Origin of the sequence: Pseudogulbenkiania ferrooxidans 2002, from assembly GCF_000174355.1 — a bacterium.
Classification (GTDB): domain Bacteria; phylum Pseudomonadota; class Gammaproteobacteria; order Burkholderiales; family Chromobacteriaceae; genus Pseudogulbenkiania; species Pseudogulbenkiania ferrooxidans.
In genome coordinates this window covers 130549-156481 of sequence record NZ_ACIS01000002.1, presented here as the reverse complement: position 1 = coordinate 156481, position 25933 = coordinate 130549, and the positions used below count along the sequence as shown (strand labels likewise).

Annotated in this window: 28 protein-coding genes and 1 tRNA gene; 11 read left to right on the top strand and 18 right to left on the bottom strand. The window is 60.1% G+C overall.

Features of this window, described 5'->3' with window-relative positions; all coding sequences use genetic code 11:
* From FURADRAFT_RS03475 to FURADRAFT_RS03440, 8 genes are all read right to left on the bottom strand, one after another.
* Positions 1–591, bottom strand: coding sequence for an O-methyltransferase (locus tag FURADRAFT_RS03475; protein WP_008952723.1), 591 nt, complete (start codon positions 589–591; stop codon positions 1–3).
* A 128-nt stretch (positions 592–719) separates the two neighbouring features.
* The gene (locus tag FURADRAFT_RS03470) at positions 720–1928 is read right to left on the bottom strand and encodes an MFS transporter (RefSeq protein WP_008952721.1); all 1209 of its coding nucleotides are present in this window, start codon (positions 1926–1928) and stop codon (positions 720–722) included.
* A 112-nt stretch (positions 1929–2040) separates the two neighbouring features.
* Positions 2041–3129 (bottom strand): 3-phosphoserine/phosphohydroxythreonine transaminase, encoded by a 1089-nt coding sequence (serC, locus tag FURADRAFT_RS03465; protein ID WP_008952720.1) that lies wholly within the window; start codon positions 3127–3129, stop codon positions 2041–2043.
* Positions 3130–3152: 23 nt separating this feature from the next.
* Positions 3153–3599, bottom strand: coding sequence for a PaaI family thioesterase (locus FURADRAFT_RS03460; RefSeq protein WP_008952719.1), 447 nt, complete (start codon positions 3597–3599; stop codon positions 3153–3155).
* Positions 3596–4063: a PaaI family thioesterase gene (locus FURADRAFT_RS03455; protein WP_008952718.1), complete on the bottom strand. Its 468-nt coding sequence runs from the start codon at positions 4061–4063 to the stop codon at positions 3596–3598. Before FURADRAFT_RS03455 ends, FURADRAFT_RS03460 begins: the two co-directional genes overlap by 4 nt.
* Complete coding sequence (gyrA, locus tag FURADRAFT_RS03450) at positions 4060–6645, bottom strand: DNA gyrase subunit A (protein ID WP_008952717.1); 2586 nt, start codon at positions 6643–6645, stop codon at positions 4060–4062. Before gyrA ends, FURADRAFT_RS03455 begins: the two co-directional genes overlap by 4 nt.
* 140 nt (positions 6646–6785) lie before the next feature.
* Positions 6786–7529 (bottom strand): amino acid ABC transporter permease, encoded by a 744-nt coding sequence (locus tag FURADRAFT_RS03445; RefSeq protein WP_008952716.1) that lies wholly within the window; start codon positions 7527–7529, stop codon positions 6786–6788.
* 61 nt (positions 7530–7590) lie between these two features.
* A complete protein-coding gene (locus tag FURADRAFT_RS03440) occupies positions 7591–8409 on the bottom strand; it encodes a basic amino acid ABC transporter substrate-binding protein (RefSeq protein WP_008952715.1) in 819 nt (272 codons plus the stop codon).
* A gap of 134 nt (positions 8410–8543) precedes the next feature.
* Here FURADRAFT_RS03440 and FURADRAFT_RS20410 point away from each other — a divergent pair, with 134 nt between their 5' ends.
* Together FURADRAFT_RS20410 and FURADRAFT_RS03435 are read left to right on the top strand one after the other, a co-directional pair.
* Positions 8544–9068: a hypothetical protein gene (locus tag FURADRAFT_RS20410; protein WP_150105003.1), complete on the top strand. Its 525-nt coding sequence runs from the start codon at positions 8544–8546 to the stop codon at positions 9066–9068.
* Between the two features lie 53 nt (positions 9069–9121).
* Positions 9122–9197, top strand: a tRNA-Thr gene (locus FURADRAFT_RS03435).
* 3 nt (positions 9198–9200) lie between these two features.
* Here the strand turns inward: FURADRAFT_RS03435 and FURADRAFT_RS03430 are convergent.
* The 3 genes from FURADRAFT_RS03430 to FURADRAFT_RS03420 all read right to left on the bottom strand — a co-directional run bounded on the left by FURADRAFT_RS03430 (position 9201) and on the right by FURADRAFT_RS03420 (position 11276).
* Positions 9201–9551, bottom strand: coding sequence for a hypothetical protein (locus tag FURADRAFT_RS03430; protein ID WP_150105002.1), 351 nt, complete (start codon positions 9549–9551; stop codon positions 9201–9203).
* 341 nt (positions 9552–9892) lie between these two features.
* A complete protein-coding gene (locus tag FURADRAFT_RS03425) occupies positions 9893–10942 on the bottom strand; it encodes a DMT family transporter (protein ID WP_008952713.1) in 1050 nt (349 codons plus the stop codon).
* A 64-nt stretch (positions 10943–11006) separates the two neighbouring features.
* Positions 11007–11276: a metal-sensing transcriptional repressor gene (locus FURADRAFT_RS03420; protein WP_008952712.1), complete on the bottom strand. Its 270-nt coding sequence runs from the start codon at positions 11274–11276 to the stop codon at positions 11007–11009.
* A gap of 194 nt (positions 11277–11470) precedes the next feature.
* Between FURADRAFT_RS03420 and FURADRAFT_RS03415 the strand changes: the two genes are divergently transcribed.
* The 6 genes from FURADRAFT_RS03415 to FURADRAFT_RS03390 all read left to right on the top strand — a co-directional run bounded on the left by FURADRAFT_RS03415 (position 11471) and on the right by FURADRAFT_RS03390 (position 16186).
* A complete protein-coding gene (locus tag FURADRAFT_RS03415) occupies positions 11471–12424 on the top strand; it encodes a chromate resistance protein ChrB domain-containing protein (RefSeq protein ID WP_008952711.1) in 954 nt (317 codons plus the stop codon).
* Between the two features lie 36 nt (positions 12425–12460).
* Entirely contained in the window at positions 12461–13651 is a 1191-nt protein-coding gene (locus FURADRAFT_RS03410; RefSeq protein ID WP_008952710.1) for a chromate transporter, read from the top strand.
* 23 nt (positions 13652–13674) lie between these two features.
* The gene (locus FURADRAFT_RS03405; RefSeq protein WP_008952709.1) at positions 13675–14274 is read left to right on the top strand and encodes a superoxide dismutase; all 600 of its coding nucleotides are present in this window, start codon (positions 13675–13677) and stop codon (positions 14272–14274) included.
* A 47-nt stretch (positions 14275–14321) separates the two neighbouring features.
* Entirely contained in the window at positions 14322–14645 is a 324-nt protein-coding gene (locus FURADRAFT_RS03400; RefSeq protein WP_150105001.1) for a hypothetical protein, read from the top strand.
* Positions 14646–14650: 5 nt separating this feature from the next.
* On the top strand, positions 14651–15109 hold the full coding sequence (locus tag FURADRAFT_RS03395) for a chromate resistance protein ChrB domain-containing protein (RefSeq protein WP_236261522.1): 459 nt from the start codon (positions 14651–14653) through the stop codon (positions 15107–15109).
* A 414-nt stretch (positions 15110–15523) separates the two neighbouring features.
* Positions 15524–16186 (top strand): dihydrofolate reductase family protein, encoded by a 663-nt coding sequence (locus tag FURADRAFT_RS03390; RefSeq protein WP_008952706.1) that lies wholly within the window; start codon positions 15524–15526, stop codon positions 16184–16186.
* A 535-nt stretch (positions 16187–16721) separates the two neighbouring features.
* Here FURADRAFT_RS03390 and FURADRAFT_RS03385 read toward each other — a convergent pair.
* Positions 16722–17336, bottom strand: a complete 615-nt coding sequence (locus tag FURADRAFT_RS03385; protein WP_008952705.1) for a tyrosine-type recombinase/integrase — start codon at positions 17334–17336, stop codon at positions 16722–16724.
* Positions 17337–17688: 352 nt separating this feature from the next.
* Between FURADRAFT_RS03385 and FURADRAFT_RS03380 the strand changes: the two genes are divergently transcribed.
* From FURADRAFT_RS03380 to FURADRAFT_RS03370, 3 genes are all read left to right on the top strand, one after another.
* A complete protein-coding gene (locus FURADRAFT_RS03380) occupies positions 17689–18450 on the top strand; it encodes a helix-turn-helix transcriptional regulator (RefSeq protein WP_008952704.1) in 762 nt (253 codons plus the stop codon).
* Between the two features lie 18 nt (positions 18451–18468).
* Positions 18469–18855, top strand: coding sequence for a RidA family protein (locus tag FURADRAFT_RS03375; RefSeq protein ID WP_008952703.1), 387 nt, complete (start codon positions 18469–18471; stop codon positions 18853–18855).
* A gap of 72 nt (positions 18856–18927) precedes the next feature.
* Positions 18928–19854 (top strand): pyridoxal-phosphate dependent enzyme, encoded by a 927-nt coding sequence (locus FURADRAFT_RS03370; protein ID WP_040652398.1) that lies wholly within the window; start codon positions 18928–18930, stop codon positions 19852–19854.
* 340 nt (positions 19855–20194) lie between these two features.
* On the opposite strand, the gene FURADRAFT_RS20405 is transcribed toward FURADRAFT_RS03370, so the two are convergent.
* The 6 genes from FURADRAFT_RS20405 to FURADRAFT_RS03345 form a co-directional block, all read right to left on the bottom strand.
* Complete coding sequence (locus FURADRAFT_RS20405) at positions 20195–20629, bottom strand: hypothetical protein (protein WP_150105000.1); 435 nt, start codon at positions 20627–20629, stop codon at positions 20195–20197.
* A 291-nt stretch (positions 20630–20920) separates the two neighbouring features.
* Complete coding sequence (locus FURADRAFT_RS20400) at positions 20921–21118, bottom strand: hypothetical protein (protein ID WP_150104999.1); 198 nt, start codon at positions 21116–21118, stop codon at positions 20921–20923.
* Between the two features lie 210 nt (positions 21119–21328).
* Complete coding sequence (locus FURADRAFT_RS03360) at positions 21329–22966, bottom strand: electron transfer flavoprotein-ubiquinone oxidoreductase (protein ID WP_008952700.1); 1638 nt, start codon at positions 22964–22966, stop codon at positions 21329–21331.
* 106 nt (positions 22967–23072) lie between these two features.
* Positions 23073–24011 (bottom strand): electron transfer flavoprotein subunit alpha/FixB family protein, encoded by a 939-nt coding sequence (locus tag FURADRAFT_RS03355; RefSeq protein ID WP_008952699.1) that lies wholly within the window; start codon positions 24009–24011, stop codon positions 23073–23075.
* A gap of 2 nt (positions 24012–24013) precedes the next feature.
* Positions 24014–24763: an electron transfer flavoprotein subunit beta/FixA family protein gene (locus tag FURADRAFT_RS03350; protein ID WP_008952698.1), complete on the bottom strand. Its 750-nt coding sequence runs from the start codon at positions 24761–24763 to the stop codon at positions 24014–24016.
* 159 nt (positions 24764–24922) lie between these two features.
* Positions 24923–25918, bottom strand: a complete 996-nt coding sequence (locus tag FURADRAFT_RS03345) for a TRAP transporter substrate-binding protein (RefSeq protein ID WP_008952697.1) — start codon at positions 25916–25918, stop codon at positions 24923–24925.
* Positions 25919–25933: the final 15 nt, after the last annotated feature.

The window sequence follows — 25933 nt, the reverse complement described above, 5'->3', positions numbered from 1 at the left end:
TTATCCGTCTTTCAGTATGACAAACTGGCCTTTTCCAATCGTGTAAGTTTCCGCGAGATAGCCGTCCGTCGCAAGCACTTGCCCGACAAAATCGCGGCATTCGTCCGGATGGGACTGTGCATTGTCCATGACCACCAGGCCGCCGGGCCGCAGCACGCGCTGGATATCCGGCCAGTAGCCGGGGTAAAGGCGGCGCTCGGCGTCGAGAAACAGCAGGTCGATGCTGGATGGCGGTGCCCCGGCCAGCCAGTCTGCGGCGTCGGCCAGCACCAGTTCCACTCGGGATTCCTCGCCGAAGGCGGCGAGATTTTCACGTGCCCGCTGCTGTTTGGCGGGGAGTACGTCGAGACTGATCACCCGCCCCCCGTTGGCCCTCGCCGCCAGCGCCAGCCAGATGGTCGAGAAGCCGTTAGAGGTGCCGATCTCCAGGATGTGGCGGCTGCCGGAAAAACGGGCCAGCTGATACAGGAAGCGGCCGGTATCCATGGTGATGTTCAGGCATTTCTCGTTGCGCTCGTTGCAGTGCGCATCGTGGCGCTCGCCCTCTTCCCACAGTGCCTGGAGCTTGCGCAGGGTTTCTGCCTCCAACATATTGTCCCCTTAAAAACATATGACAATCAAGTTGGACAAACCTAGCATGAAGCCCGGCTCGAGGTAAGCCAGCGTGGTCAGCAGCAAGGCGATGCCAAGCGCGATGCCGGACAGCCAGGCCCACATGGTCAGGACCCCTGCAATGCCAGCGTCTTGGAGGCTGTCTCGCGGATCGGCAGGTTGACCAGCGTGGCTGCAATACCGAGGGCGATGGCGAGCGCCCACACCAGGTTGTAATTGCCGGTGGCGTCGTAGATGGCTCCACCCAGCCACACCCCGGCAAAGCTGCCCACCTGGTGCGAGAAGAATACAGCGCCCGACAGCATGCCCAGATGCGCCACGCCGAACTGGCTGGCGATGATGCCGTTGGTCAGGGGGACCGTCGACAGCCACAGGAAGCCGATCGCGGCGGCGAACACGCCGACTGACACGGGGCTGAGTGGCGCCCACAGGAACAAGGCGATGATCACGCTGCGTGACAGATAGATGCCGGCCAGCAGATAGGGTTTCGGCCAACGTGAGCCCAGCTCGCCCGACAGCATGGTGCCGAAGATGTTGAACAGGCCGATCAGCGCCAGTGCCATGCTGGCGACCCCGCCCCCGAGCCCGTGGTCACGCAGGTAGGCCGGCAGATGCACGCCGATGAACACAACCTGGAAGCCGCATACGAAATACCCCGCCATGAGCAGCCGGAACCCCCTCTCTTGCCAGGCGCCGCGGAAGGTTCGCCACATGTTGAGCAGCAGGCCGTGGCGAACAGTACCGGAAGCATGTTGATCGTGCTGCACCAGCAGGCGCGAGGCCGGCAGCATCAGCAAGGCCGAGACGGACAGGATCAGCAGGGCCGGGATCCACCCCAGGCCATCGATCAGGCCACGTTCGATCGGCACCATGGCGAACTGTCCGAACGACCCCGCGGCGGCGGCAATGGCCATCGCGCGCGAGCGCAGGTGGGCCGGCACACAGCGCCCCAGCACGCCGAAGATCACGCTATAGGTGGTGCCGGACAAGGCCAGCCCGATGAGAACCCCGGCGGACAGCGAGAACAGCCCCGGTGAGGACGATACGGTCATCAGCAGCAACCCGGCTACATAGAGCAAGGTGCCGCCGAACAGTACCCGGCCCGGCCCGTAACGATCGGCCAGGGCACCGGCAAAGGGCTGCGATGCGCCCCAGACCAGGTTCTGCAGGCCGAGCGCCAAGGCGAAGGCCTCACGGGTCCAGCCAAAGGCGGTGGTCATCGGCGGCATGAAGAAGCCGAAACCGTGGCGTATGCCCATGCTGAGGGAAACGATGACGCCCCCTGCGATCAGGAGTCGGCGAATGGCTGGGTTCATGACGGGTCACAGTGCAAGGTGGATGGCCTGCCATCATATAGCGCCGGCCGGCAACAAAAAACCCGCGCCAGCGGCGCGGGTCCAGAACTCATCGTTACGAAATGGAGAACAATCAGCTGTGCTGGCGGGCGAAGTCCATCATGAAGCTGACCAGCGCCTTGACCCCCTCGATCGGCATGGCGTTGTAGATCGACGCACGCATGCCGCCGACGGCGCGGTGGCCCTTGAGCTGCACCAGGCCGTTCTTCTTGGCTTCGCTGAGGAAGGTGTCTTCCAGCGACTCGTCCTTGAGGCGGAATACCACGTTCATCTTCGAGCGGAACGGCGCGTCCACCGTGCTGTAGTAAAAGCCATTGCTGGATTCGATGGCGTGGTACAGCAGGCCGGCCTTCTCGTCGTTGCGTGCGGCCATGCCCTTGATGCCGCCCAGTTCCTTCAGCCACTTGAATACCAGGCCGGCGATGTAGACCGGATAGGTGGCCGGGGTGTTGTACATCGAGTCGGCATCGGCATGAACCTGGTAGTTCAGCATCGTCGGCGTGCTGGGCAGGGCCTTGCCCAGCAGGTCTTCGCGCACGATGACTACGGTCAGCCCGGACGGGCCGATGTTCTTCTGGGCGCCGGCATAGATCAGGCCGAACTGGCTGACGTCCACTTCGCGCGAGAGGAAGTCGGACGACATGTCGCACACCAGGGGCACACCGTTGGCCGAAGACGGGATGAAGGGGAACTGCAAGCCGCCGATGGTTTCGTTCGAGGTGTAATGCAGATAAGCCGCATCCGGGTCGCGCTGCCAGGTTTCTTCCGCCGGCACGTAGGTGAAGTTGCGGTCTTCGCTTGAGGCGACGACGTTCACGTTGGCGTAACGCTTCGCTTCCTTGATGGCCAGCTTCGACCAGTGGCCGGTGTTGACCACGTCGATCGACTTCTTGTCGCCCAACAGGTTGAGCGGCAGCATGGCGAACTGCAGCGATGCCCCCCCCTGCAGGAACAATACCTTGTAGTTCTTCGGAATCTGCATCAGTTCGCGCAGGTCGTGCTCGGCGTCATGGATGATTTCCATGAACTCCTTGCCACGATGGCTCATTTCCATCACGCACATGCCGGAGCCGTGCCAGTCGAGCATCTCGCTCTGGGCTTCGGCCAATACGGCGTGAGGCAAAACGGCGGGTCCGGCGGAAAAGTTGTATACCTTGGCCATGTCTGTCCTTGATATCGGTTCAGTCAGCTGGTGGTGGCCAGCAGGAAGTGCGCCCGGGCGACGGCAACCGGTTTGCTGCGGTCTTCCTGCCAGGCTTCGATCAATACATGCGCGACGCGTTTGCCCTGCTTGGTGATCTCGCAGCGCGCATACAGCGTCTTGGGGCGACCGCTTCGCAGGTAGTCGAGCGAAAAGTCGACGATTTTGGGGGTGTCCAGCGATTCGCGGTTCCAGATCAGGTGGATCATCGCGGCGTTTTCGAGGAAGCCACCGATCAGTCCACCGTGCAGGGCTGGCAACACGGTGTTGCCGACGTTGCGCTCGTGGAACGGCAGGCTGAACAACAGATCGCCGGATTCGTCCTCTCCCAGCTCCACGCCCATCAGGCGGGCGTAGGGGATGGCGTTGACGACATCCTGAAAACGCTTCTGGTCACGCAGTGTGGCGAACTGTTCCATGAAATCGCTCATGCCTGGGGCTCCTGCAGCATCGGCAACGGGCTCGATTCGCGCATGAAGGTAGCCACCCCGTGGGCGATCGGATCGTCCGGATTGTCGTGATAGCACACCGCCCGGGTGAAGGCGACCTGACTGGCGAGCCGGTAGCATTCGGCGCGGCAGTAGATGGCCTTGCCCGGTGTGGCGGCCTTCAGGTAGTCGATGCGCAGGTCGAGCGTGGCGATGGTCTCCACGCGTTCCAGGTGGGCGGTGACCGCCACCGCGCTGGTGGTATCCACCAGCGAGGTGATGATCCCGCCATGTACCACGCCGGTGGCCGGGTTGCCGACCAGCTCTTCGCGCCAGTCGACCTTCAGCACCGGCTTGCGCCCGTCCGCTCCCAGGTATTGGAAACCGAGCGCCGCGCAATGCGGCAGCGACACGAACAGCTGCCCCATCGGTTCGAATACCTTGGGATTGACCGGGGTCGCTATCATGCCTCGCCGCCCTCTTCTGCGGCTTCTTCCACCTCGTCGTCCTCGCCTTCGGCGACCTTGACCAGGCTGATCAGCTTCTCGCCTTCGTCCAGGTTGATCAGGCGGACCCCTTGGGCGGAGCGGCCGGTTTCGCGCACTTCGGACACCTTGGTGCGGATCAGGACACCGCCGGTGGTGATCAGCATCACGTCGTCGGTTTCTTCCACCAGGCTCGCCGCCACCAGCTTGAGGCCGGTCTTGTCGGTCAGGTCCATGGCGATGACGCCCTGGGTGCCGCGGCTGGTATGGCGGAACTCGCCGGCGCGGGTGCGCTTGCCGTAGCCGCCATCGCTGGCGGTCAGCACCATCTGGTCTTCGGAGCAGGTCACCAGCAGTGAGATCACCTGCTGCCCTTCGCCCAGCATCATGCCGCGCACGCCAGTGGCGTTACGACCCATGGCGCGCACGTCGGTCTCGCTGAAGCGCACCGCCTTGCCGGCATCCGAGAACAGCATCACTTGGTCGTCCCCATGGGTCAGCGCTACGCCGATCAGGTTGTCGCCCTCGTCCAGGTTGACGGCGATGATGCCGGCCGTGCGCGGACGGGAGAAGTCGACCAGCGGAGTCTTCTTCACTGTGCCGTTGGCGGTGCACATGAAGACGAATTGGTCGTCGCGGAACTCTTTCACCGGCAGCATGGCGTTGATTTTTTCGCCTTCGGCCAACGGCAGTACGTTGACGATCGGCTTGCCACGGCTGTTGCGACCGCCTTGCGGCAGGTCGTAGACCTTGATCCAGTAACAGCGGCCAAACGACGAGAAGCACAGCACGTAATCGTGGGTGTTGGCGACGAACAGTGTTTCGATGAAATCGTCGTCCTTGGTGGCGGCGGCCTGCTTGCCGCGCCCGCCACGGCGCTGTGAACGGTAGTCGTCGACCGGCTGGGTCTTGATGTAGCCACTGTGCGAAACAGTGACCACCATGTCCTGCGGCGTGATCAGGTCTTCGATGTTGATGTCGCCGCCGAACGGTTCGATCTCGGAACGGCGAGCATCGCCGAACTGGGTCTTGATCGCGTTCAGTTCGTCGGAAATGATCTGGTTGATGCGTTCCGGGCGAGCCAGGATGTCGATCAGGTCGAGGATGACTTCCATGATCTCGCGGTACTCGCCGACGATCTTGTCCTGCTCCAGCCCGGTCAGGCGCTGCAGGCGCAGTTCCAGAATGGCCTGAGCCTGGACTTCCGACAGCTTGTAGCCCTGCTCCTTCAGGCCGAACTCCGGCAGCAGCCCATCCGGACGTGCCTTGTCCTGGTCGACGCGCGCCAGCATCTCCTCGACCAGCGGCGAGCGCCATTCGCGCTCCATCAGGGCGATTTTGGCGACCGGCGGGGTTTCCGACGCCTTGATCAGCGCGATGATTTCGTCGACGTTGGACAGCGCGACGGCCAGACCTTCGAGGATGTGGCCACGCTCGCGCGCTTTGCGCAGTTCGAAGATGGTGCGGCGGGTCACCACTTCGCGGCGGTGGCGCAGGAATTCTTCGAGGATCTGCTTGAGGTTCAACAGGCGTGGCTGGCCGTCCACCAGGGCCACCATGTTGATGCCGAAGCTGTCCTGCAGCTGGGTGAGCTTGTAGAGGTGGTTGAGCACCACTTCTGGCATTTCGCCGCGCTTGAGCTCGATCACCACGCGCATGCCGGACTTGTCCGACTCGTCGCGCAGGTCGGAAATGCCCTCGATCTGCTTGTCGCGCACCAGTTCGCCGATGCGCTCCAGCAGGCGGGCCTTGTTTACCTGGTACGGCAGCTCGTCGACGATGATGGCCTGGCGGTCGCCTTTGCCGATATCCTCGAAGTGGGTGCGCGCGCGCATGATCACGCGGCCGCGGCCGGTGCGATAGCCTTCCTTCACCCCAGCGGTGCCGTAGATGATGCCGGCGGTCGGGAAATCCGGCGCGGGAATGATATCGATCAGTTCGTCGATGGTGATGTCGCTGCTGGCCAGTACTGCGAGGCAGCCGTCAATCACCTCGTTGAGGTTGTGCGGCGGGATGTTGGTGGCCATGCCCACGGCAATGCCCGAACTGCCGTTGATCAGCAGGTTGGGGATCTTGGCCGGCAGGATCAGCGGTTCTTGCTCGGAGCCGTCGTAGTTCGGCCCAAAGTCAACGGTTTCCTTCTCGATGTCGGCCAGCAGTTCGTGCGCGATGCGCGCCATGCGAATTTCCGTGTATCGCATGGCAGCGGCGTTGTCGCCGTCCACCGAACCGAAGTTGCCCTGGCCGTCGATCAGGGGGTAGCGCAGGCTGAAATCCTGCGCCATGCGAACGATGGTGTCGTACACGGCCGAGTCGCCGTGGGGGTGATACTTACCGATGACGTCGCCGACGATACGGGCCGATTTCTTGTAGGCCCGGTTCCAGTCGTTGGATAGCTCGTGCATGGCGAACAGCACGCGGCGGTGTACTGGCTTCAGACCATCACGCACATCAGGAAGGGCCCGTCCCACGATGACGCTCATCGCGTAATCGAGATAGGAACGGCGCATCTCCTCTTCAAGGCTGATCGGAATCGTTTCCTTGGCGAAAAACTGATCTGTCATGGGTAAATGCTTATCTTCTTCTGATGGCAAATGCTCCAGATTCTACCACGAGGGCGGCTTCGGCGCATGGCGCCGAGAGCAGGCCGCTAGATGCAAAAATGGCCGGAAATTCCGGCCATTGCTCGTCTGTATCTTGCGCCTCAACGGCTGGCGATCTGGAAGCGTTTTTCCAACCGGCCGATACCCCAGGCCATCAGCATGGTCAGTGCAAGGTAGAGGAAGGAGATGGTCAGGTAAGGCTCCCAGTAGCGGGAGTAGACGCCAGCCACCGTGCGGGCGGCAAACGCCAGCTCGGCCAGGCCGATGGCCGAAACCAGCGAGCTGTCCTTGAGCAGCATGATGGCCTCGTTGCCCAGCGGAGGGAGCATGCGGCGGAAGGCCTGCGGCACAATGACGGCTTTCATCGCCTGCCCATAACTGAGACCCAGCGAGCGTGCGGCTTCCATCTGCCCTTTGTCGATGGACTGGATGCCCGCACGGAAAATTTCGGTGATATAAGCGCCGGCGTTCAGGGTGAGGGCCAGCAGGCCGGAAATGAAGGCGCCATAGTTCTGACGAATTTCGCGCGCGATATCACCGCTCAGGATGATGCCGTCCACCGGATGGATCAGCATCGGCATCAGGGCAAAGTGCACCAGCAGAATCTGTACGAACAGCGGTGTACCACGGAAGAATGTCACATAGGCGGTCGCCGGTAGGCGGACCAGGTAACGCAAGACAATCTTGCTGATGCCGTGCTTGCCTTCAGCCAGGCGGGCCACGCCCATGAACAAGCCAATCAACGTGCCGAAAATCACGGCCACGATCGTGATCAGCAAGGTCATCTTCGCGCCGTCGATAAACAGCGGAAGATATTCGGTGATCATTTCCCAGCGGAAATTCATATTTATGCCCCTATAAAACGCCTGGCCGGCGATGCCGGCCAGGATTGCTGCACCAACTTAGTTATTTCTTGGCGAAATATTTTTTGTAGATCGCATCGTAGGTGCCGTCGGCCTTGATGGCTTTCAGGCCGGCGTTAACCTTGGCCAGTACCTCGGCATTGCCTTTCTTGGCGGCGAAGCCGTAGTACTCCGGAGCAAAGCTCTTGGTGTCTTCGACGGTGGCGAGACCGTTTTGCGGGTTGTTGATCACGTAGTTGCTGACTACGCCGTTATCGCCCACGGCAGCGTCCACGCCACCATTTTCCAGCTCTTTCAGGGCAAGCGGCATGCTCTCGAAGCGCTTGATGTTGGGATTGGTCTTGCCCAGCAGTTTTTGCACGACTTCGTCGCCGGTGGTGCCTGTCTGCACCGCCACCTTCTTGTTCTTCAGATCCTGGAAGGTTTTGACGTCGGTGACATTCTTGCCGACGGCAATCAGCTGACGCGCTTCGAAGTACGGATCGGAGAAGTCCATGTTCTTCTTGCGTTCGTCGGTGATGGTGATGGCCGAAGCCAGCAGGTCGCGATCACCCTGATCGAGGGTGGCGAACATCCCTTCCCACGGGGTGTTGACGAACTTGACCTTAAAGCCGCCCTTCTCTGCCGCCGCGGTCAGAACCTCGACGTCGAAGCCTTGGACTTCTTTCTTGTCATTCAGGAATTCGAACGGGGCGTAGCTGGCATCGCTACCGACAAGGTACTCTTTTGCTGCCGCAGTGGCTTGCGCCGGCGCACTGCTGGCGGCTTGCTCAGCAGGGGCTTCGGCTTTCTTGCCACAAGCGGTCAGGGCAAAAGCCGACAAAAGCAGGCCGGCCAGCAAGGTTCTTCTGGTTTGTTTCATTGATATAGCTCCCTTTTGTGTAAGCCACTCGTTGTACAAGCAGCCGCATGGTAATATAAAAATTTATTATTTACTGCACAATCCGCGCGGTGGGTGCGTGGCGGACTTGCATACAGCATAAAAGTAATGAGCGCATGAAATATAAACATCTTGCTTTGCTGTTTTTGGCAAGCAGTTTTTTGCTGGCCTCCCTGCCCGCACAGGCTGAGCTAGAGGATGCCCCGTTGCCGGGGGATTTCCAACCAGCCCAGCCTGCCAAACAATCGAGGGCGCCGGCCCCGGTTGCACCACAGTCACACCAGGAGAAGCCTCGTAGCAGTGCCGCGCCGGCTGTAGCGCACGCAGAGGTTCCGAGCAAAAAACAGGCCACTCGCCATCGTAAGCCGTTGCACAAGCCAAGAGCCTCACTCAAGAGGCAGCATAAGACGGACGTGCTCAAGCACCATACGACGACTTACCGCCAGGCCGGAAAGCACCATGTAAAGAAAGGCAAGAAGGCGCGTCTGGTTGCGCGTAAGCCTTTGCGCACGATGCATGTAAAGAAGGCCCCTGCCACTTTGCATGGCAAGGCAAAGTCAAACAGTAAAGCCCGGGCAATTCACAAGAAGCCGTTGAAAACAGTAAAGAAAAAGCCGCTTATCCATAAACGTAGAAAATAAAACGTTGGGGTGGGCTTGCCAAAAGTGACGATTTTCATCAAAATCCACAGCTCGCCGGTGTAGCTCAGTTGGTAGAGCAGCTGACTTGTAATCAGAAGGTCGGGGGTTCGACTCCTCTCTCCGGCACCAATTTCACAGCCCCTTGTAGCAATGCAAGGGGCTGTTTTTATTAGGATTGCCGCGATCATTGAAATTGCGGTGCCCCACCGCCGACTTGCCGTTGACCAGGTGGGTGACGACACCGGCGGGTGCCTGCTCGACGGAGGAACGCGCCGGCCCTGAAGGACCGAGCAGGGCCTGACCCAACTGGGCCAGTTGTTTGGCCTCCGGAGAGTGGGCCATCGAGTTGACTTGGCTGGCGTCGCAGCCGACCAGCAGCAGTGAAAGCAGTAGGAAGAAGTAGCGCATCGCGCGGAGTCTACTCAGCTGGCCATATTGAGACAATCCTTCAGAACCGCTGACGGAGAGGAAGGCCTCGGCCAACTGCTGTCCTTTCAGAGAGAGGTGGAGCAGCCATTCAAAATGGCTGCTCCACTCGGAGACCCGCCGAACAGCCTACGCATACAACTCGGCCATTCCCGCCGTTCGGCTTGCCGACCTGATTGGTCTGCAATGGACCGGTTACCTGCCATTCAAGGCCGAGTCGTGCTGAACGACAGCTCTCAATCTAGCGAACGCGAACTTCCGACCCATTGCTGTCGATCTCGCTTTGGCAAGCAGACGTTCACGAGCATCACTGAACGATCAGGGTGATCACTCGGAGCAAGGGTGTCGAAAATACAAAGCTGTTTCTGGGCCTGTAAAAGCGCCCATCCTGTATCGTTTCAGTGCTTGTGCCTGTGGTGTGAGTCAGGGAAATGCGGGTGGGTATGCGTCAGCACGTCGTGCCGATGCTGATGACGGTGCTTGGTGCCTGGTACGACCGGATAGTCATGGTCGTGCTGGTGATGCTCATCATGCACATGCTCGTGCTCATGTTCCAACGCTTCGTGCGTGTGCACGTGCTCGTGGCGTTCGGTGAGGTGCAGCCAGATGCCGATGGCCATCAATCCACCGGCAAGCAACAACGGTAGCGTGATCGGCTCCCCCATAGTCAATGCCTGCAGTGCACCGAAGAACGGTGCGACAGAGAAGTAGGCACCGGTGCGGGCAGTGCCGAGGTGGCGCAGCGCTACCACGAACAGCGCCAGGCTCACACCATAGGCAAGGAAGCCAACGATCATGGCCCCGCCGAGGTTGGGCAGCGGCGGCAGAGAAGCCCCCAACATTAAAGCCAGGGCCAGGTTGACCGAGCCGGCCGCCAATCCTTTGACCGAGGCGATCCAGGTTGCATCCGTCAGGGAGACTTTGCGCGTCAGGTTGTTGTCGATACCCCAGGCGAAGCAAGCGCCAACGACCGCCAGTGCCGGCCACATGCCAGCGAAGCGCGCCTCTCCCGGCCAGCTCAGGATCAGTGCCCCTGCAACAATGGCCGCCATCCCCAATGCAATTCGGTGGTCGAAGTTTTCCTTGAAGGCGAACCAGGCCAGCAGCGCCGTGAACACACCCTCGGCATTGAGCAGCAGCGACGCCCCGGAGGCCGGCATCCCAGTCAGGCCCAGCATCAGTAACACCGGCCCGACAATACCGCCCGACACGATGGCCCCTATAAACCATGGGGCTTCATGACGCGGCAAGCGGACGGCAGGTGCCCGCGTCAGACGACGGTACAGTGTCAGGCCAACGCCAGAGCCCAGGTAGAGCAGCCCGGCCAGCAGCCATGGGTTGACGTTGTGCAGCAGCAGTTTGGCAAACGGCGTTCCTGCGCCAAACAACAGCGCGGCGCCCAGCGCCGCCGGCACGCCAGTCTGGCGTAGTCCTTCTTTCCAATTCATGGCGATCTCTCACTTGCCAGGTCGTTGCCCTGTTGTGGTGGTAGCCCCGCCGGACATATGCCCGCTACAAGTATTTGGTGATCTCTTTGAACTCGCGCAGGGTATCGTCCGCGCTTTGCTGGCCCTCGCGCACCGCATGTTCCAGGCAGTGCTCGATATGGTCATGCACCAGAATTTTCTTGGCGTTGGTGACGGCGCTTTCGACGGCCTGAAGCTGCTGGGCAATGTCCAGGCAGCTGCGTCCCTCTTCGAGCATGGCAATGATGCTCTTGAGGTGGCCATCGGCTCGCTTGAGCCGCTTGATGATGTCGGGGTGGGAGGTGTGTGTACTCATGGCTTCATATCCTATCCAGGAGGATAGGAAAAGACAAGAAAGCCGAGGGCTGACCACTAGGCTTTCCTGAAGCTTGGGATGTCCAGGCTTGTGTCGGCTCCCAGCCCGGCCACGGGCAAATGTAATGAGCTTTGCACTAAACGTAATATTACATGCATTACAAATAGTGTAATCTTCATTTCAAAGGAGGCGAAATGAATCAGATCAACTGGCTCGCTTTGGTCACCAGCGTGAGCGGACAAAACGGCACCCTGCGTGTGCGGCTATGGCGGCAAATGAAAGCGATCGGTGCTGCCGCGCTACGCGATGGCGTCTACCTGTTGCCGGCCCGGCCTGAACTGCGCCAGGCGCTGGCGAACTTGCGCGATGAGCTGTTGGCCGCAGATGGCATGGCCCACGTACTGCAGGTGGTGGAAGACTCCCCCGCAACCCAGGCGGAATGGCAGGCGCTGTTCGACCGGAGCGAGGCCTACCAGCAATGGAGCGAGGAGCTGGCGGCGCTGCTGGCACAGCTACCGGAGTCGGAGAGCGAAGCCCGGCGCAGTCTGCGCCAGCTGCGCAAGGAGCTGGAAACGATCGCCACCATCGACTTTTTTGCCGGTGAGTCGCTGGAGTCAGCTCGTCGGCAATGCAACGACGCGGAAAGGCAACTGACCCGCCACTACTCGCCAGATGAGCCATTGGCGGTTGGCGGAGACATCCCCCGTCTCAACCCGGCCGGCTACCAAAAGCGGCTATGGGCTACGCGAGCCCGCCCGTGGGTCGATCGTGTCGCCTCGGCCTGGCTGATCCGTCGCTTCATTGACCCCGCTGCACGTTTCATTTGGCTGACCGACGTTTACGCTTGCCCGGTGGAGGCGCTGGGTTTCGATTTCGACGGGGCGACGTTTTCCCATATCGGAGAGCGGGTGACGTTCGAGGTGCTACTGGCGAGTTTCGGCTTCGAGCACGACCCGGCCTTGGCCCGACTCGGCGAGCTGGTGCACGCACTCGATGTCGGCGGCAGCGTGGTGCCCGAGGGTGTCGGCTTCGAGGCTGTACTGGGTGGCGCACGCAGCCGGATCGCAGACGATGACCTGCTGCTGGCCGACATCAGCAACGTCCTGGACTCGCTCTATACCCACTTCCAGGGCGCGGCCAGACCGTAAGGCCCCCTTGCAACACTTCTGTAGCAGGAGATCACCTTGAGCAATACCAGCAATACCATCCCCATCAGTACGCATCCAGCCTACACCTTGTGGCAGCTGGTGCTGTACTTCCTGCGCCTTGGCACCTTCGGCTTCGGTGGCCCGGTGGCTCTGGTCGGCTACATGCACCGCGACCTGGTTGAGCGCCATGGCTGGATTACGGAGGCCGACTATAAGGAGGGGTTAGCGCTGGCCCAGCTCGCCCCCGGGCCGCTGGCCGCGCAAACCGCCATTTATCTCGGCTATGTGCATTACCGCACTCTGGGCGCCACGCTGGTCGGGCTGGCTTTCGTGATACCCTCGTTTCTGATGGTAGTGGCACTGGGCTGGGCCTACCATCAGTTTGGCGGGCTGCAATGGATGCAAGCCGTGTTCTACGGGGTCGGCGCCGCCGTGATCGGCATCATTGCGATCAGCGCCCACAAGCTCACCACCAAGAGCGTCGGCAAGGACAAACTGTTGTGGGCCATGTACCTGACCCTCCTAGCCGTGACGGTCATCACCGAGTCGGAAATCGCCTGGCTGTTTGTGGCGGCCGGGGTGCTGGGCTGGTTCTGGCGCGCGCCGCCCAAATGGCTGGGCAAAGGCAGTCTAAATGCGGTCGCTACCGCCCAGGTGCCAGCTGCCAGCAACCTGCTGGCTGGCTTGGATCTGTCGCTGCTGAGCCAGATCGGCCTCTTCTTCACCAAGGCCGGCGCATTTGTCTTCGGCTCAGGGCTGGCGATCGTCCCATTCCTCTACGGAGGCGTCGTGACCGAGCACCACTGGCTCAACGACAAGCAATTCGTCGATGCCGTGGCCGTGGCGATGATTACGCCGGGGCCGGTGGTCATCACGGTGGGCTTCATCGGCTATCTGGTCGCGGGTTTTCCCGGTGCGTGCGTGGCGGCGCTGGGCACCTTCCTGCCGTGCTACCTGTTCACCGTGCTGCCCGCACCGTATTTCAAGAAGTACGGCAAGTTGCCGGGGGTGGTGGCGTTCGTGAACGGCATCACTGCGGCGGCCGTGGGCGCGATCACCGGCTCGGTCATCGTGATCGCAAAACGCTCGCTGGTCGATGTACCAACCGTATTGCTGGCGATCGTCACCATCCTGTTGCTGTGGCGCTTCAAAAAGCTGCAAGAACCGGTGATCGTCGTTGGCGCTGCTGCGATCGGCCTGCTGCTGTATCCGCTGTTGCACCACTGACATCAACCGAGAGGAGAGTGTCCATGACTTACCAGATCCAGCCCTTGGCCTGCGACCCCGCCAGCCTCAACGGGCTATCCGAACAGCTGATCCGCAGCCACCACGAGAACAACTACAGCGGCGCGGTGAAACGCCTGAACGCCATCAGCACACGCTTGCAGGGCCTGGACTTCACCAGCGCTGCCGTGTTCGAACTCAATGGTCTGAAGCGCGAAGAATTGATCGCCGCCAATTCGATGATCCTGCACGAGCTGTATTTCGACAGCCTGGGCGGAGCTGGCAGTGCACCACTCAGCCACCTCGCCGATGCCCTGGCTCGCGACTTCGGCAGCGTTGAACGCTGGGCCGCCGAATTCAGCGCCATGGGCAAGGCACTGGGCGGCGGTTCGGGCTGGGTATTGCTGACCTGGTCACCACGCGACCGCAAACTGATCAACCAATGGGCATCCGACCATGCCCATACCTTGGCCGGTGCCACGCCGATCCTGGCGCTGGATATGTACGAGCACGCCTACCACATGGACTACGGCGCAAAGGCAGGTGCTTACGTCGATGCCTTCATGCAGAACATCAACTGGCCGGCCGTGCAGCAGCGGTTCAGTGCCGTGGCCGGCAATGCGTAAGGGTTTGGATGGTAGCGGCCGGCTTCGCCATGGCCTCAAGTGTCGCCATGGCTGCGCAACCACTGAGTCGGCATACCTTGTCAGGCGCAGAAATTAACAAGACCTTCGTTGGCAAGGTAGCCACGGATGGCCATCACTGGACCTATCACCTGAAGCCTGACGGGAGCATCGATGGCGTCGAAATGGGGCGACCCCGCAAGGGGCGCTGGTCGATTCACGACAACCGGCTATGTCTGAGCGTGCCACTGGGTGCGCCTGAGCAGTGCGTAGCAATCGTGCGGGAAGGCAAGGGGCTGATTTTTCGGGATAACGGCATGGACATCACCGATGTGCAGGTGGAGCCGTACCGTTCCAGGCAGCAGCTGCAATAGGAGGCATGATGAAGTGGATCACTCGCGAGCGGCCGAAGATCGACCGCATAGCCTGCCCTTGGCTCATTACACGCTTTATCGACAAGTCACCCGAGTTTCTGTTCGTACCGCCGGCCGATGTGCTGAAGGTGGCGGCAGAGACGGGAGCGATCCCGTACGACATTCCTGGTGTCGAGCTTTCGCATGAGGGCGAACTGTGCAGCTTCGATGCCTTCCTGAAACAGTATGGACTTACCGACGATCCGGCGCTGCAGCAGCTTGCCGTCATCGTGCGCGGAGCCGACACCTCGCGGCTCGATCTGACCCCGCAATCCGCAGGGCTATACGCCCTCTCTCTCGGGCTGTCCCAGGTCTATGCCGACGATCACGAGATGCTGCAGCACGGGCTGGTGATGTATGAGGCACTGTACACTTGGTGCAAGGACTGCCAGGCGGAGACGCATAATTGGCCGCCAAAAATGTGACAAAGCGACTCTACCTGAGTAGCCGATTTCACCGTTGACATCATTATTGATTGGCCGCTTTGGAGCGCTTCCCCGTACATACGGTCATGGCCGAGAGTGGGATTTCCATGTCGGATCCCGATAGCCGACAGATGAAAACGCAAGGGCTGCTTTCTGGATGATGTTCGCTACGGCTGCGCCCTGCCAGTCGCGGTCGTTGAGCGTTGTTTCTGGCCTTTCTCCAAACCGGGCATTGATGCGGATTTACTGCCTTCATTGGTGTTCGATGCATTAACCGTAATGTCGAGACAGCTCGGAAGGGACTCGCAGTGAAAACAATAGCTTACGCGCGACAAAATCTGTCCCACTAAAATAAGCATGTCCGGACGCAGGCGTCCGTTGATTACCTGTTAGGCGTCTAAACGGAGGCAAACGATGACACGAGTTCGCGTTGAGGGCTTCACCATTTCGATCGACGGATACGGAGCAGGACTGAATCAAGACATCAACAATCCGCTCGGCGTTGGCGGGACGGAACTGCACCAGTGGCTAGTTCCAACACGCACGTTCCAGCGGGCCTTGTTCGTCAAGGACGGCGGTACGACCGGGGTTGACGATGATTTTGCCGCCCGTGGCTTTCAAAATGTCGGGGCCTGGATTCTTGGGAGGAACATGTTCGGCCCCATTCGTGGGGACTGGCCGGACACAAACTGGAAAGGCTGGTGGGGAGATAATCCACCGTATCACGTTCCAGTCTTCATTTTGACCCATCATGCTCGTCCCCCCATCGAGATGGAAGGCGACACGACGTTCCACTTCATCACCGGGGGCATTCACGAGGCGCTCGACCGTGCACGCGAGGCCGCTGCCGGAATGGACGTGCGTATCGGCGGTGGGCCGGACACCGTCAAGCAGTATCTTCGTGAGGGCCTCATTGATGAACTGCACATTGCTATCGCTCCGGTCCTGCTCGGGCGGGGAGAATCACTGTTCGAAGGGGTTGACTTGCGGGCTCTGGGATACGAATGCGTTGAATTCGTAGCGTCGGAGAAAGCCACGCATGTCGTCCTGCGGCGCCAAGGGCGCACGGACACCTAACCACTCGCTGAAGGCCGACGTCCCTGAAGGGGCCGCGGCCTTAGCTCGCACGTTGAGTGTCCGCTTTTCCAATCGCCGACCGTCCACATTGGGTCGGGAGCTGTCCGGGTGACAGAGAAAAGGGGCTATTCAGATCGAACCTACAGGCAACGACAGCTACCCGCCCGATTACTGACGTAACGCGGGGCACCTCCGGGCGACAGCAAAGGCCGATTTGTACGCGTAGGCTCTCCGGCAGGTAAACGATCGAAGCGGACTCGCGAATGCCTGATCCATGGGGATCATGACCGGCAACTGTTGGCCGGAAGCACGTATCCAGGAGACGCCCGAAAGCTGCCGCCCATTGGGACAGATAGCCACGGGCGGTCGGTCGTTACTCCGGCTGCTATGTCTGCACCACTGTGTCGGGCGATTCTTCCGACCATACGCTGGCGAGTGATGCGTACCTTCACACCTGCGATGCAGGCGCCCGTGGTCTGTTCATTATGCCCCAGCCGCGTCGGCTCGGTACGAATGGGGGCATCTCAGGACTTGGCTATATCTCGGTCTGCTCTGAGATTTCCAGGGCATCATCGACTTCAATACCCAAGTATCGAACTGTGCTCTCCAGCTTGGCATGGCCCAGGAGCAACTGAACGGCCCTCAGGTTTTTCGTCCGTTTGTAAATCAGTGTCGCCTTGGTCCGGCGCATGGTGTGGGTGCCGTAGGCGGAGGTGTCGAGTCCAGCCGCGGCGATCCACTGATGGACGATCCGGGCATACTGCCGTGTCGAAACATGAGGCGACCTGGTGACCCGGCTGGGAAACAGATACTGCTCTGACTTGAGATTCGCCTTGGCAATCCACGCCGCCACCGCAGTCCGGGTCGGTTCGGTTAGCTCAAATTGAACAGGACGCTGGGTCTTCCGCTGCATGACCATGGACCGGGGCAGGATCTGATTGCCGTGGGTGACGTCCCGGACCCGCAGATTCACGAGGTCGCAGTCCCGCAACTTGCTGTCGATGGCCAGATTGAACATGGCCAGGTCTCGCACCTGATGGGCATTCTGCAGGTGGATCCGGATGGCCCATATGTCCTTCGGCTTCAGCGGTGGCTTCTGGCCGACCAGTTTGCCCTTGTTCCAAGGTTCCCGAAAGCGAGTGGATTCCATGACAGACTCCTTGTTGTTGAAGGGAGTCTTATTGTTCTGCCAAACCTTGAGCGGCAGGTTTCGGGCTTACTGGAGAATACGCGCTCCCGGCCACAATCTGCCGGTTGGCAAATCTGGATGCGTGCCATTGGATTGGCTGCTTGACTCTGTAAGCTGCCGTTTGGCCTACGTGAACAACTCGGCCTAAGCGGCCTTTCCACAGATTGATAGGCAACGGCTTTTCGGACATGCCTCTTAGTGCCCAACGGCGTGGCATTTACAATAAAATTCAACAATTTGTTGAAATTAAAACACAGTGTTGATATTCTGCTACCACCCAAGGAGTTGCAACCTTTATCTCACTTGCTCCTGCATGCCCTATACCAACATGGATGTGCCAATGAATGACGCCAGGTCTGATACCGACACGACCGAAGAAAGACAACTGGTCCTGACCACGCTGAAAGCCGCACTGGCAGCCATGGGCAGTGTCGTCGGCCGCAATACCGAGATAATCCTTCACGACCTGACGCAGCCCGAAAGGTCGGTGATCGATATTGTGAACGGCCATGTATCAGGCCGTTCGGTGGGGAGCCCCGTGCTGGGCGGGCCGCAGCAAGACAAGGGCTTTGCTGCCGTAATGCGCACCGCCGAGACGGATGTCGATTGCGAGCCGGTGGTCATTCCAAACTACCCGACCACCGCAGCTGACGGTCGAACCTTGCGCAGTGCCACTGCCGTGTTCCGGGACAAGACCGGTCAACCGTTTGCAAGCCTGTGCATCAATACCGATATCAGTGGTCTGCTGACAGCCCAAGCCTGCTTAGAACAATTGCTGGCTGCGCCGCCATCTACGGCTGAAAAAGTATCGGAACCGGCCGACATGGAATTACTGATGGCGGAGATCATCCAGAACTCGCTGGCCAGGATGAATTCGCCTAACCGCGCGCAGAACAAGAAGGCAAAACTCGAAGCCGTCCGCCAGATGCAGGAAAGAGGCATTTTCATCGTCAAGGGTGGCATCGAAAAAGCCGCCGCCGCCCTCGGCGTGACGCGTTACACCATTTACAACTATCTGGATGAAATCCGGCAGCACTCTGTCAATGAGCCCTCAACCGCAGGATCCTCCCGCTGAAGATTAGGAGCTAACGCTATGCCCTATGCCATTACTCGCTTTGCCAGCGAGTTGCCTTTCCCTTTCTCCCGAGCGGTCGAGGCGGGCGGATTCCTGTTTCTATCCGGACAGGTCTCGATGTCGGAGACGGGGGAGCCCATTCGAGGTGATGTTCAGACCCAGACCCACAACATCATGGCAGGCATCGAACGCACCTTGCTTTCCTGCGGTTCGGATTTGAGCGCAGTGGTCAAAGTCACCGTGTGGCTATCCGATATGAAACACTTTGCCGAGTTCAACCAGGCCTATGCCGTCTATTTCCCAGAGGGCTTCCCGGTGCGCTCGGTGGTTAGCTGCAAACTGGCGTTCGATCTGGATGTCGAGATTGAAGTGCAGGCGCTTGCCCCAAACAAAGCCGCCCCATGAAACAAGAGCATTCCGTTGCCTTTCCTGAAGGCCTTTCCCACTTTCATGCCACAGCCTAGTAAAGACATCGCCATGAATCTGCACTTTGAAACTCCTTTGATGGAGTCGCGTCCCTTGAGCGTTCTTGCAGGCCGATCCATATGGCTCAAGCTCGATGCTTTGCAATTGCCTGGATCTTTTAAGATCCGGGGCATCGGCCACGCTTGTGCCGTCTACCAGAGCCAAGGCGCGCAGCGTTTCGTCTCATCCTCTGGCGGCAATGCAGGGCTTGCTGTGGCCTATGCGGGGCGTCGTCTGGGTGTTCCTGTAACGGTGGTGGTGCCGGAAACGACCACGGAGCGGGCCAAGGAGCTGCTCCGTTTGGAAGGGGCAGAGGTTGTGGTGCACGGCAGTTCCTGGCAAGAGGCCAATCAGTTCGCGCAAACTTTACTTGGGCCGACGGATGCTTTTCTGCATCCTTTCGATGACCCGCTGCTGTGGCATGGACATGCCACGATGATCGATGAGGTTGCCCAAGCGAACCTCAAGCCAGATGCCGTGGTGCTGTCCGTCGGTGGGGGCGGTCTACTTTCCGGCGTGGTGGAGGGCCTCCAGCGCAATCAGTGGCATGATGTGCCGGTGTTGGCGGTGGAAACCGAAGGCGCAGCCTCGTTCCATGCAGCCGTCCAAGCCGGATATACGGTGGAGCTGGAGCGCATCAGCAGCGTCGCCACTTCGCTAGGCGCCAAGCGGGTGTGCGAACAGGCATTGCGTTGTGCACATGAACACCCCATCCAGAGCCTCGTCGTGTCGGACCACAGCTCCCTTGCCGCCTGCGAGCGTTTTCTGGCGGACCATCGCATCCTGGTTGAACCAGCTTGCGGCGCGGCCCTTTCCGTAGTCTACGACCAGGCACCGGTGTTGGCCAGTTACTCCAAGGTTTTGGTCATCGTATGCGGGGGCGCTACGGCGACTATCGATCAAATTCGCACTTGGGCAGGCCAATTGGATAAATCGTAATGCTTAAGCTGCGCAACATGGGGATTACTATGTAACCTCTTTTGCCCTACCTCTGCTGTTCTTGAAAGTGAATCTCCCTCGGCTTTTCTCGACAATTGAACGGCTGTTTTCTCATTAGGAAGCAGCCGTTTTCGTTTCTAGGGCGGGATGACCGCTCAGGCCGAACTCTTGTCGGTCGGCATCCCGATGGCTATGACTGTTCTGCCTCGGGAAGTAGACGTTGGATGCAACTGACGTCGGACAGTTGCCGAGGATAGCGTGTTATCCAAAATCGATGGCATGAAGAGGAGAACGGCTGTTTTCTCCTCCCTGGAGATCACTGGAGGCGGACCGTGTAACCTTACTCTGACGTTTCAGATGACCGAGTAACCAGTTGCCAGACCGCATGTTGAATCAGCTCTTCAGGGGTTTCGGCAAGAAAGCGACAGCGCCGGAGAAAGGCGCTCAGGGTGACCCGCCCCTCTTCGGGTTGTGCCGGGAATTCCAGCTCGATACTGTCCTGACGGGGGATGGGTGGATATGTCTGTATCTCGAGGCCATAGGTGGCACTCAGCGCCCTCAGAGCTTTGTGCCCTCGCGGCATGTCTGCGCGGCGGAGACGGTTGTCCGCGATCGGATACAGTTTTCCGTTGTCGTCACGCAGCCCCTCAAAATACTGCCAGATGGCGGTGTGCAACGCCGCCTCCAACGCGAGCGCATGCTCCGCACAATAGGCCAGGAAGGTGGGTAATGAAACGGCAAGAGGGTCGTTTTCACTGGGGTAGTTGAATCGCACACGTGGCATGGTCCCGCTTTTGCAATAAGCACCGTACAAACTACGTATGCCCGCAACTGACTGTATATCCGGGTGGAGATAGATCAGAGCAGTCAGCTCTGCGCATGAGATGCAGAGGCCAAACAGGGGGGCGGGTGACCGTGCTCGGGGAGCAATGCTGTGGGGATATATACAGGTCGTGCATATCGTATCCATATATTCTCTCTATTTCGCGTCCCTCCCCCGATTCATCTTTATCCGGCCCCGATTTGGTACATCAAATCATAGCGACAACCGCCCTGATGCCTGGGGTCAATAGAACAGCATGCCTGCAAAAACTTGGCTGACCGAGTTAATACTGCGGACAGCCAGATTTCTCACAATCCAAGACTCTAAAACCTGAATTTTCTGACTGACGGAAGTATGAGTGGCATTTTCAGCATCAGAGGGAGACGTAACACTACGCTCTATCACGTATAGAAGAAGCCACTTGATCAGCTTAACTTTCATGGTTTTCTCTCGAAAAAACTGAAAGGGAGGAATCGCCCCCAGCTCTCATTTCGTCGTAACAAATACACCTCATCTATTGGGACCACTAGACAATACCAATATTAGATGAGGTGCCAGCTTTTCCTGATCGTGCTGAGTGAATCAACGCCCGCACAGTCAAGAAAGTAGCATGCCAGCATTTACTCGGAGATTTGCTGCAGGCTATCTAAATCACATATTGGGGTAGTTGGGCCCGCCGCCGCCTTCCGGCGTCACCCAGTTGATGTTCTGGGTCGGGTCCTTGATGTCGCAGGTCTTGCAGTGCACGCAGTTCTGCGCGTTGATCTGCAGACGCGGCGCCCCCTCCTCGCGGCCGACGATCTCGTACACCCCGGCCGGGCAGTAGCGCTGCTCGGGCGCGTCGTACTGGGCCAGATTGATCTTGATCGGGACGCTCGGGTCCTTCAGCTTGAGGTGTGCCGGCTGGTCTTCGCTGTGGTTGGTGTTGGAGATGAACACCGACGACAGGCGGTCGAAGGTCAGCACCCCGTCCGGTTTCGGGTAGGCGATCGGCGTGCACTCGTCCTTGGGCTTGAGGCACTCGTGGTCGGCGTGCTTGTGGTGCAGCGTCCACGGTGCCTTGCCGCGGAACAGGTAGGTGTCCAGCGCCGAGTAGAGCATCGCCGGCCACAGCCCCCAGCGGAACGCCGGGCGGATGTTGCGCACGCGGTAGAGTTCGTCGTAGAGCCAGCTCTGCTTGAACCTGGCGGTGTACGCGCTGGCCTCGACCGCTTGGCCTTCCTGGGCCGTGGCCAGCGCCTCGACGATCGCCTCGGCCGCGAGCATGGCGGACTTCATCGCGGTGTGGGTGCCCTTGATCTTGGGCACGTTTAGGAAGCCGGCGGTGTCGCCGATCAGCACCCCGCCCGGGAAAGTGAGCTTGGGAATGCTCTGCAGCCCGCCTTCGGAGATGGCGCGCGCGCCGTAGGACAGGCGCCGCCCGCCTTCGAACACCCCACGGATCGCCGGGTGGGTCTTGAAGCGCTGGAATTCCTCGTACGGCGACAGGTAGGGGTTCTGGTAGTCCAGCCCGACCACGAAGCCGACCACCACCTGATTGTTTTCCAGGTGGTAGAGGAAGGAGCCGCCGTAGGTAGCGGTGTCCATCGGCCAGCCGGCAGTGTGGGTGATCTTGCCCGGCTGGTGCAGCTCGGGTTTCACCTCCCACAGTTCCTTGATGCCGATGCCGTAGGTTTGCGGGTCGGCGCCGTTACGCAACTTGAAGCGCTCGAACAGGGTCTTGGTGAGCGAGCCGCGACAGCCTTCGGCGAACACGGTCTGCCGGGCCCACAGCTCGATGCCGGGCTCGCCGTCCTGGTCGCCGTTTTTGCCGGTGCCGACGTTGCCGGTAGCCACGCCCTTGACCGAGCCGTCCGGGTGGTAGAGCACTTCGGCGGCGGCGAAGCCGGGGTAGATTTCCACTCCCAGCTCTTCGGCCTGCTGGCCGAGCCAGCGGCAGAAGTTGCCGAGGCTGATGATGTAGTTGCCCTCGTTGTGCATCTGCGGCGGGGTGGGCAGCGGGATCGACTCGGTCTCGGTCAGCAGCAGGAACTGGTCTTTCTGCGCCGGAGTGTTGAGCGGCGCGCCCTTGTCTTTCCAGTCGGGGATCAGTTCGTTCAGCGTGCGCGGTTCGAGCACCGCGCCGGAGAGGATGTGGGCGCCGATTTCGGAGCCCTTCTCCAGCAGGCAGACGCTGATCTCCTGGCCCTTGTCGGCCGCCAGCTGCTTGAGGCGGATCGCCGCGGTCAGGCCGGAAGGGCCGCCGCCGACGATCACCACGTCGTATTTCATGCTTTCGCGCACGCTCATACACTCTCCTCCCTGATTGCCACTCCGCAAGCAAGTTGAAGAACCCATGAGGAAGTGGCCAGGACATCCGTCGGTAAGACGATCTGATCCATACAAGGGCGTGTCATCAGTTGTTTCCCAACGCCTGGATCAGTTCGGGCACGACGGTGAACAAGTCACCGACGATGCCGTAGTCGGCCACTTGGAAGATCGGTGCTTCTTCGTCCTTGTTGATGGCGACGATGACCTTGGAGTCCTTCATGCCGGCCAGGTGCTGGATCGCGCCGGAAATGCCGACGGCGACGTACAGCTGCGGCGCCACCACCTTGCCGGTCTGACCGACCTGGTAGTCGTTCGGCGCGTAGCCGGCGTCCACGGCGGCACGCGAGGCGCCAACGGCGGCACCCAGCTTGTCGGCCAGCGGCTCGATGATGGCCTTGAACTGTTCTTCCGAACCCAGCGCACGGCCGCCGGAAACGATCACCTTGGCGGCGCCCAGTTCCGGACGGTCCGACTTGGTCAGCTCCTGGCTGATGAAGCTCGACAGCTGGGCCTCGGCCGCCGCGCCGATGCTGTCCACGTTGGCCGAACCGCCCAGTGCCGCCGCCTCGAAGGCGGTGGTGCGCACGGTGATGACCTTGATGGAATCGACGGACTGCACCGTAGCCAGCACGTTGCCGGCGTAGACCGGACGCACGAAGGTGTCGGCCGACTCGACGGCGACGATGTCGGAAATCTGCGCCACGTCGAGCAGCGCGGCGACGCGCGGCAGGAAGTTCTTGCCCGAGGTGCCCGCCGGCGACAGCACGTGGCTGTAGTTCTTGGCCAGATCGACCACCAGCGCGGCCAGGTTCTCGGCCAGGCCGTGGGCGTATTGGGCAGAGTCGGCCACCAGCACCTTGGCCACACCGGCCACGGCCTTGGCCGCGTCGGCGACCGCGCCGCAGTTGTGGCCGGCCACCAGCAGGTGCACCTCGCCGCCGACCTTGCCGGCGGCGGTAACGGTATTGAGGGTGCCTGCCTTCAGGCTCTGGTTGTCGTGTTCAGCGATAACGAGAATGGCCATGATCACAGCACCTTTGCTTCATTCTTGAGTTTGGCGACCAGTTCGGCGGCGTTGGCCACCTTGATGCCGGCGGAACGCTTGGCCGGCTCGGCCACCTTGAGGGTTTTCAGACGCGGGGTCACGTCGACGCCCAGTGCCTCCACCGTCAACTTGTCGAGCGGCTTCTTCTTGGCGGCCATGATGTTCGGCAGCTTGACGTAGCGCGGCTCGTTCAGGCGCAGGTCGGTGGTCACCACCGCCGGCAGGCGCAGCTTGACGGTTTCCAGGCCGCCGTCCACCTCGCGGGTGACGTCGACGGTTTCCGCCGCCAGGTCGACCTTGGAGGCGAAGGTACCTTGACCCCAACCCAGCAGCGCGGCGACCATCTGGCCGGTCTGGTTGGCGTCGTCGTCGATCGCCTGCTTGCCGAGGATCATCAGCTGCGGCTGTTCCTTCTCGGCCACGGCCTTGAGCAGCTTGGCCACGGCCAAGGGCTGCAGCTCGGCGTCGGTCTCGACGTGGATGGCGCGGTCGGCCCCCATCGCCAGTGCGGTGCGCAAGGTTTCTTCGCACTGCTTGACGCCCAGCGATACCGCCACCACCTCACTGACCTTGCCGGCTTCCTTGAGGCGCACCGCCTCTTCCACGGCGATTTCGTCGAACGGGTTCATCGACATCTTGACGTTGGCGATATCCACGCCAGTGCCATCGGCCTTGACCCGGACTTTGACGTTGTAATCGACCACTCTTTTGACTGCCACCAGTACTTTCATGAATTCTCCTGAAACTCCCACATCATCAGGCATGCAAAACCATCCTTCTTTCACGCCCCTTCATCGGGAGGGCCCAGGCATGATGATGCTTGAGCCCTCCCCAGGCGGACATTCTGATGGATGGCTAGCCGAGGCGTGCTACCACCATGGAACGATGGATTATTTCCGCCTCGTCGCCTGATTGATTTCCTGGATCAACCCTGCCCCGACGCGGGAGGCCATGTCCTTCTCAACGGGTTTGAGCTTGGCCATCCAGGCTTGCCGCTCTTGCGGTGTCGGGGTGTGGAAAGCGACTTTGCCGGTGGCCTTCATCGCAGCAATGGCATCGTCGTTGTCTTTCTGGGCGATGGTATTGTTGTAGACCGTAGTCTCCTTCAACGCCCGCTCGAGCGAGGCTCGGATATCGGCAGGCAAGCCATCCCAGAATTTCTTGTTCACCACGACCGCATAACCGACGTATCCGTGATTGGATAGGGTCATGTTGGTCTGAACTTCATGGACTTTCTGGGTGTAAATATTAGACGGCGTGTTTTCGGTGCCATCAACCACGCCCGTCTGTAGTGCCTGGTATACCTCGGAGAACGCCATGTTCTGAGGCAGCGCGTTGAATGCCCTCATCTGTGCCTCCAGCACTTTTGAAGACTGAATGCGCAACTTCAGACCCCTCATATCATCAGGCTGAATAATCGGCTTGTTTGCCGTCATGATCTTGAAGCCGTTATCCCAATACGCCAGCCCCTTGATGCCCGTCTTATCTAGCTTGGCAAGAAGCTTCTGGCCAATCGGTCCATCGGTCACTTTGCGTAATGCCACTTTGTCCTGGAACAGATAGGGCATATCGAATATCTCGAATTCCTTCACGCCGACCGGACCGAACTTGGCCAGCGACGGTGCCAGCATCTGCACAGCACCCAGCTGGAGTGCCTCCAGTTCCTCTTTATCCTTGTACAGCTGGCTATTGGGGTAGACCTGGACCTTGACCCTGCCGGCCGTCATCTTTTCAGCAAGCTGTTTGAATCGTTCTGCTGCCTGACCCTTCGGGGTATTCGGTGCCACGACATGACTGAACTTGATGATGATCGGTTCGGCAGCCTGGGCATTGTGCGAGAAAAACGCCAGCCCGAGTACAGCAGATACCATGGTTTTGTTGAACATCGTGTCTCTCCTCTA

What these genes read in the sequence shown, in the direction of transcription:
- FURADRAFT_RS03475 (WP_008952723.1), bottom strand. Translation starts at nt 591, where the DNA reads ATGTTGGAGGCAGAAACCCTGCGCAAGCTCCAGGCACTGTGGGAAGAG.
- FURADRAFT_RS03470 (WP_008952721.1), bottom strand. Translation starts at nt 1,928, where the DNA reads ATGAACCCAGCCATTCGCCGACTCCTGATCGCAGGGGGCGTCATCGTT.
- serC (WP_008952720.1), bottom strand. Translation starts at nt 3,129, where the DNA reads ATGGCCAAGGTATACAACTTTTCCGCCGGACCCGCCGTTTTGCCTCAC.
- FURADRAFT_RS03460 (WP_008952719.1), bottom strand. Translation starts at nt 3,599, where the DNA reads ATGAGCGATTTCATGGAACAGTTCGCCACACTGCGTGACCAGAAGCGT.
- FURADRAFT_RS03455 (WP_008952718.1), bottom strand. Translation starts at nt 4,063, where the DNA reads ATGATAGCGACCCCGGTCAATCCCAAGGTATTCGAACCGATGGGGCAG.
- gyrA (WP_008952717.1), bottom strand. Translation starts at nt 6,645, where the DNA reads ATGACAGATCAGTTTTTCGCCAAGGAAACGATTCCGATCAGCCTTGAA.
- FURADRAFT_RS03445 (WP_008952716.1), bottom strand. Translation starts at nt 7,529, where the DNA reads ATGAATTTCCGCTGGGAAATGATCACCGAATATCTTCCGCTGTTTATC.
- FURADRAFT_RS03440 (WP_008952715.1), bottom strand. Translation starts at nt 8,409, where the DNA reads ATGAAACAAACCAGAAGAACCTTGCTGGCCGGCCTGCTTTTGTCGGCT.
- FURADRAFT_RS20410 (WP_150105003.1), top strand. Translation starts at nt 8,544, where the DNA reads ATGAAATATAAACATCTTGCTTTGCTGTTTTTGGCAAGCAGTTTTTTG.
- FURADRAFT_RS03425 (WP_008952713.1), bottom strand. Translation starts at nt 10,942, where the DNA reads ATGAATTGGAAAGAAGGACTACGCCAGACTGGCGTGCCGGCGGCGCTG.
- FURADRAFT_RS03420 (WP_008952712.1), bottom strand. Translation starts at nt 11,276, where the DNA reads ATGAGTACACACACCTCCCACCCCGACATCATCAAGCGGCTCAAGCGA.
- FURADRAFT_RS03415 (WP_008952711.1), top strand. Translation starts at nt 11,471, where the DNA reads ATGAATCAGATCAACTGGCTCGCTTTGGTCACCAGCGTGAGCGGACAA.
- FURADRAFT_RS03405 (WP_008952709.1), top strand. Translation starts at nt 13,675, where the DNA reads ATGACTTACCAGATCCAGCCCTTGGCCTGCGACCCCGCCAGCCTCAAC.
- FURADRAFT_RS03400 (WP_150105001.1), top strand. Translation starts at nt 14,322, where the DNA reads ATGGCTGCGCAACCACTGAGTCGGCATACCTTGTCAGGCGCAGAAATT.
- FURADRAFT_RS03395 (WP_236261522.1), top strand. Translation starts at nt 14,651, where the DNA reads ATGATGAAGTGGATCACTCGCGAGCGGCCGAAGATCGACCGCATAGCC.
- FURADRAFT_RS03390 (WP_008952706.1), top strand. Translation starts at nt 15,524, where the DNA reads ATGACACGAGTTCGCGTTGAGGGCTTCACCATTTCGATCGACGGATAC.
- FURADRAFT_RS03385 (WP_008952705.1), bottom strand. Translation starts at nt 17,336, where the DNA reads ATGGAATCCACTCGCTTTCGGGAACCTTGGAACAAGGGCAAACTGGTC.
- FURADRAFT_RS03380 (WP_008952704.1), top strand. Translation starts at nt 17,689, where the DNA reads ATGCCCTATACCAACATGGATGTGCCAATGAATGACGCCAGGTCTGAT.
- FURADRAFT_RS03375 (WP_008952703.1), top strand. Translation starts at nt 18,469, where the DNA reads ATGCCCTATGCCATTACTCGCTTTGCCAGCGAGTTGCCTTTCCCTTTC.
- FURADRAFT_RS03370 (WP_040652398.1), top strand. Translation starts at nt 18,928, where the DNA reads ATGAATCTGCACTTTGAAACTCCTTTGATGGAGTCGCGTCCCTTGAGC.
- FURADRAFT_RS20400 (WP_150104999.1), bottom strand. Translation starts at nt 21,118, where the DNA reads ATGAAAGTTAAGCTGATCAAGTGGCTTCTTCTATACGTGATAGAGCGT.
- FURADRAFT_RS03360 (WP_008952700.1), bottom strand. Translation starts at nt 22,966, where the DNA reads ATGAGCGTGCGCGAAAGCATGAAATACGACGTGGTGATCGTCGGCGGC.
- FURADRAFT_RS03355 (WP_008952699.1), bottom strand. Translation starts at nt 24,011, where the DNA reads ATGGCCATTCTCGTTATCGCTGAACACGACAACCAGAGCCTGAAGGCA.
- FURADRAFT_RS03350 (WP_008952698.1), bottom strand. Translation starts at nt 24,763, where the DNA reads ATGAAAGTACTGGTGGCAGTCAAAAGAGTGGTCGATTACAACGTCAAA.
- FURADRAFT_RS03345 (WP_008952697.1), bottom strand. Translation starts at nt 25,918, where the DNA reads ATGTTCAACAAAACCATGGTATCTGCTGTACTCGGGCTGGCGTTTTTC.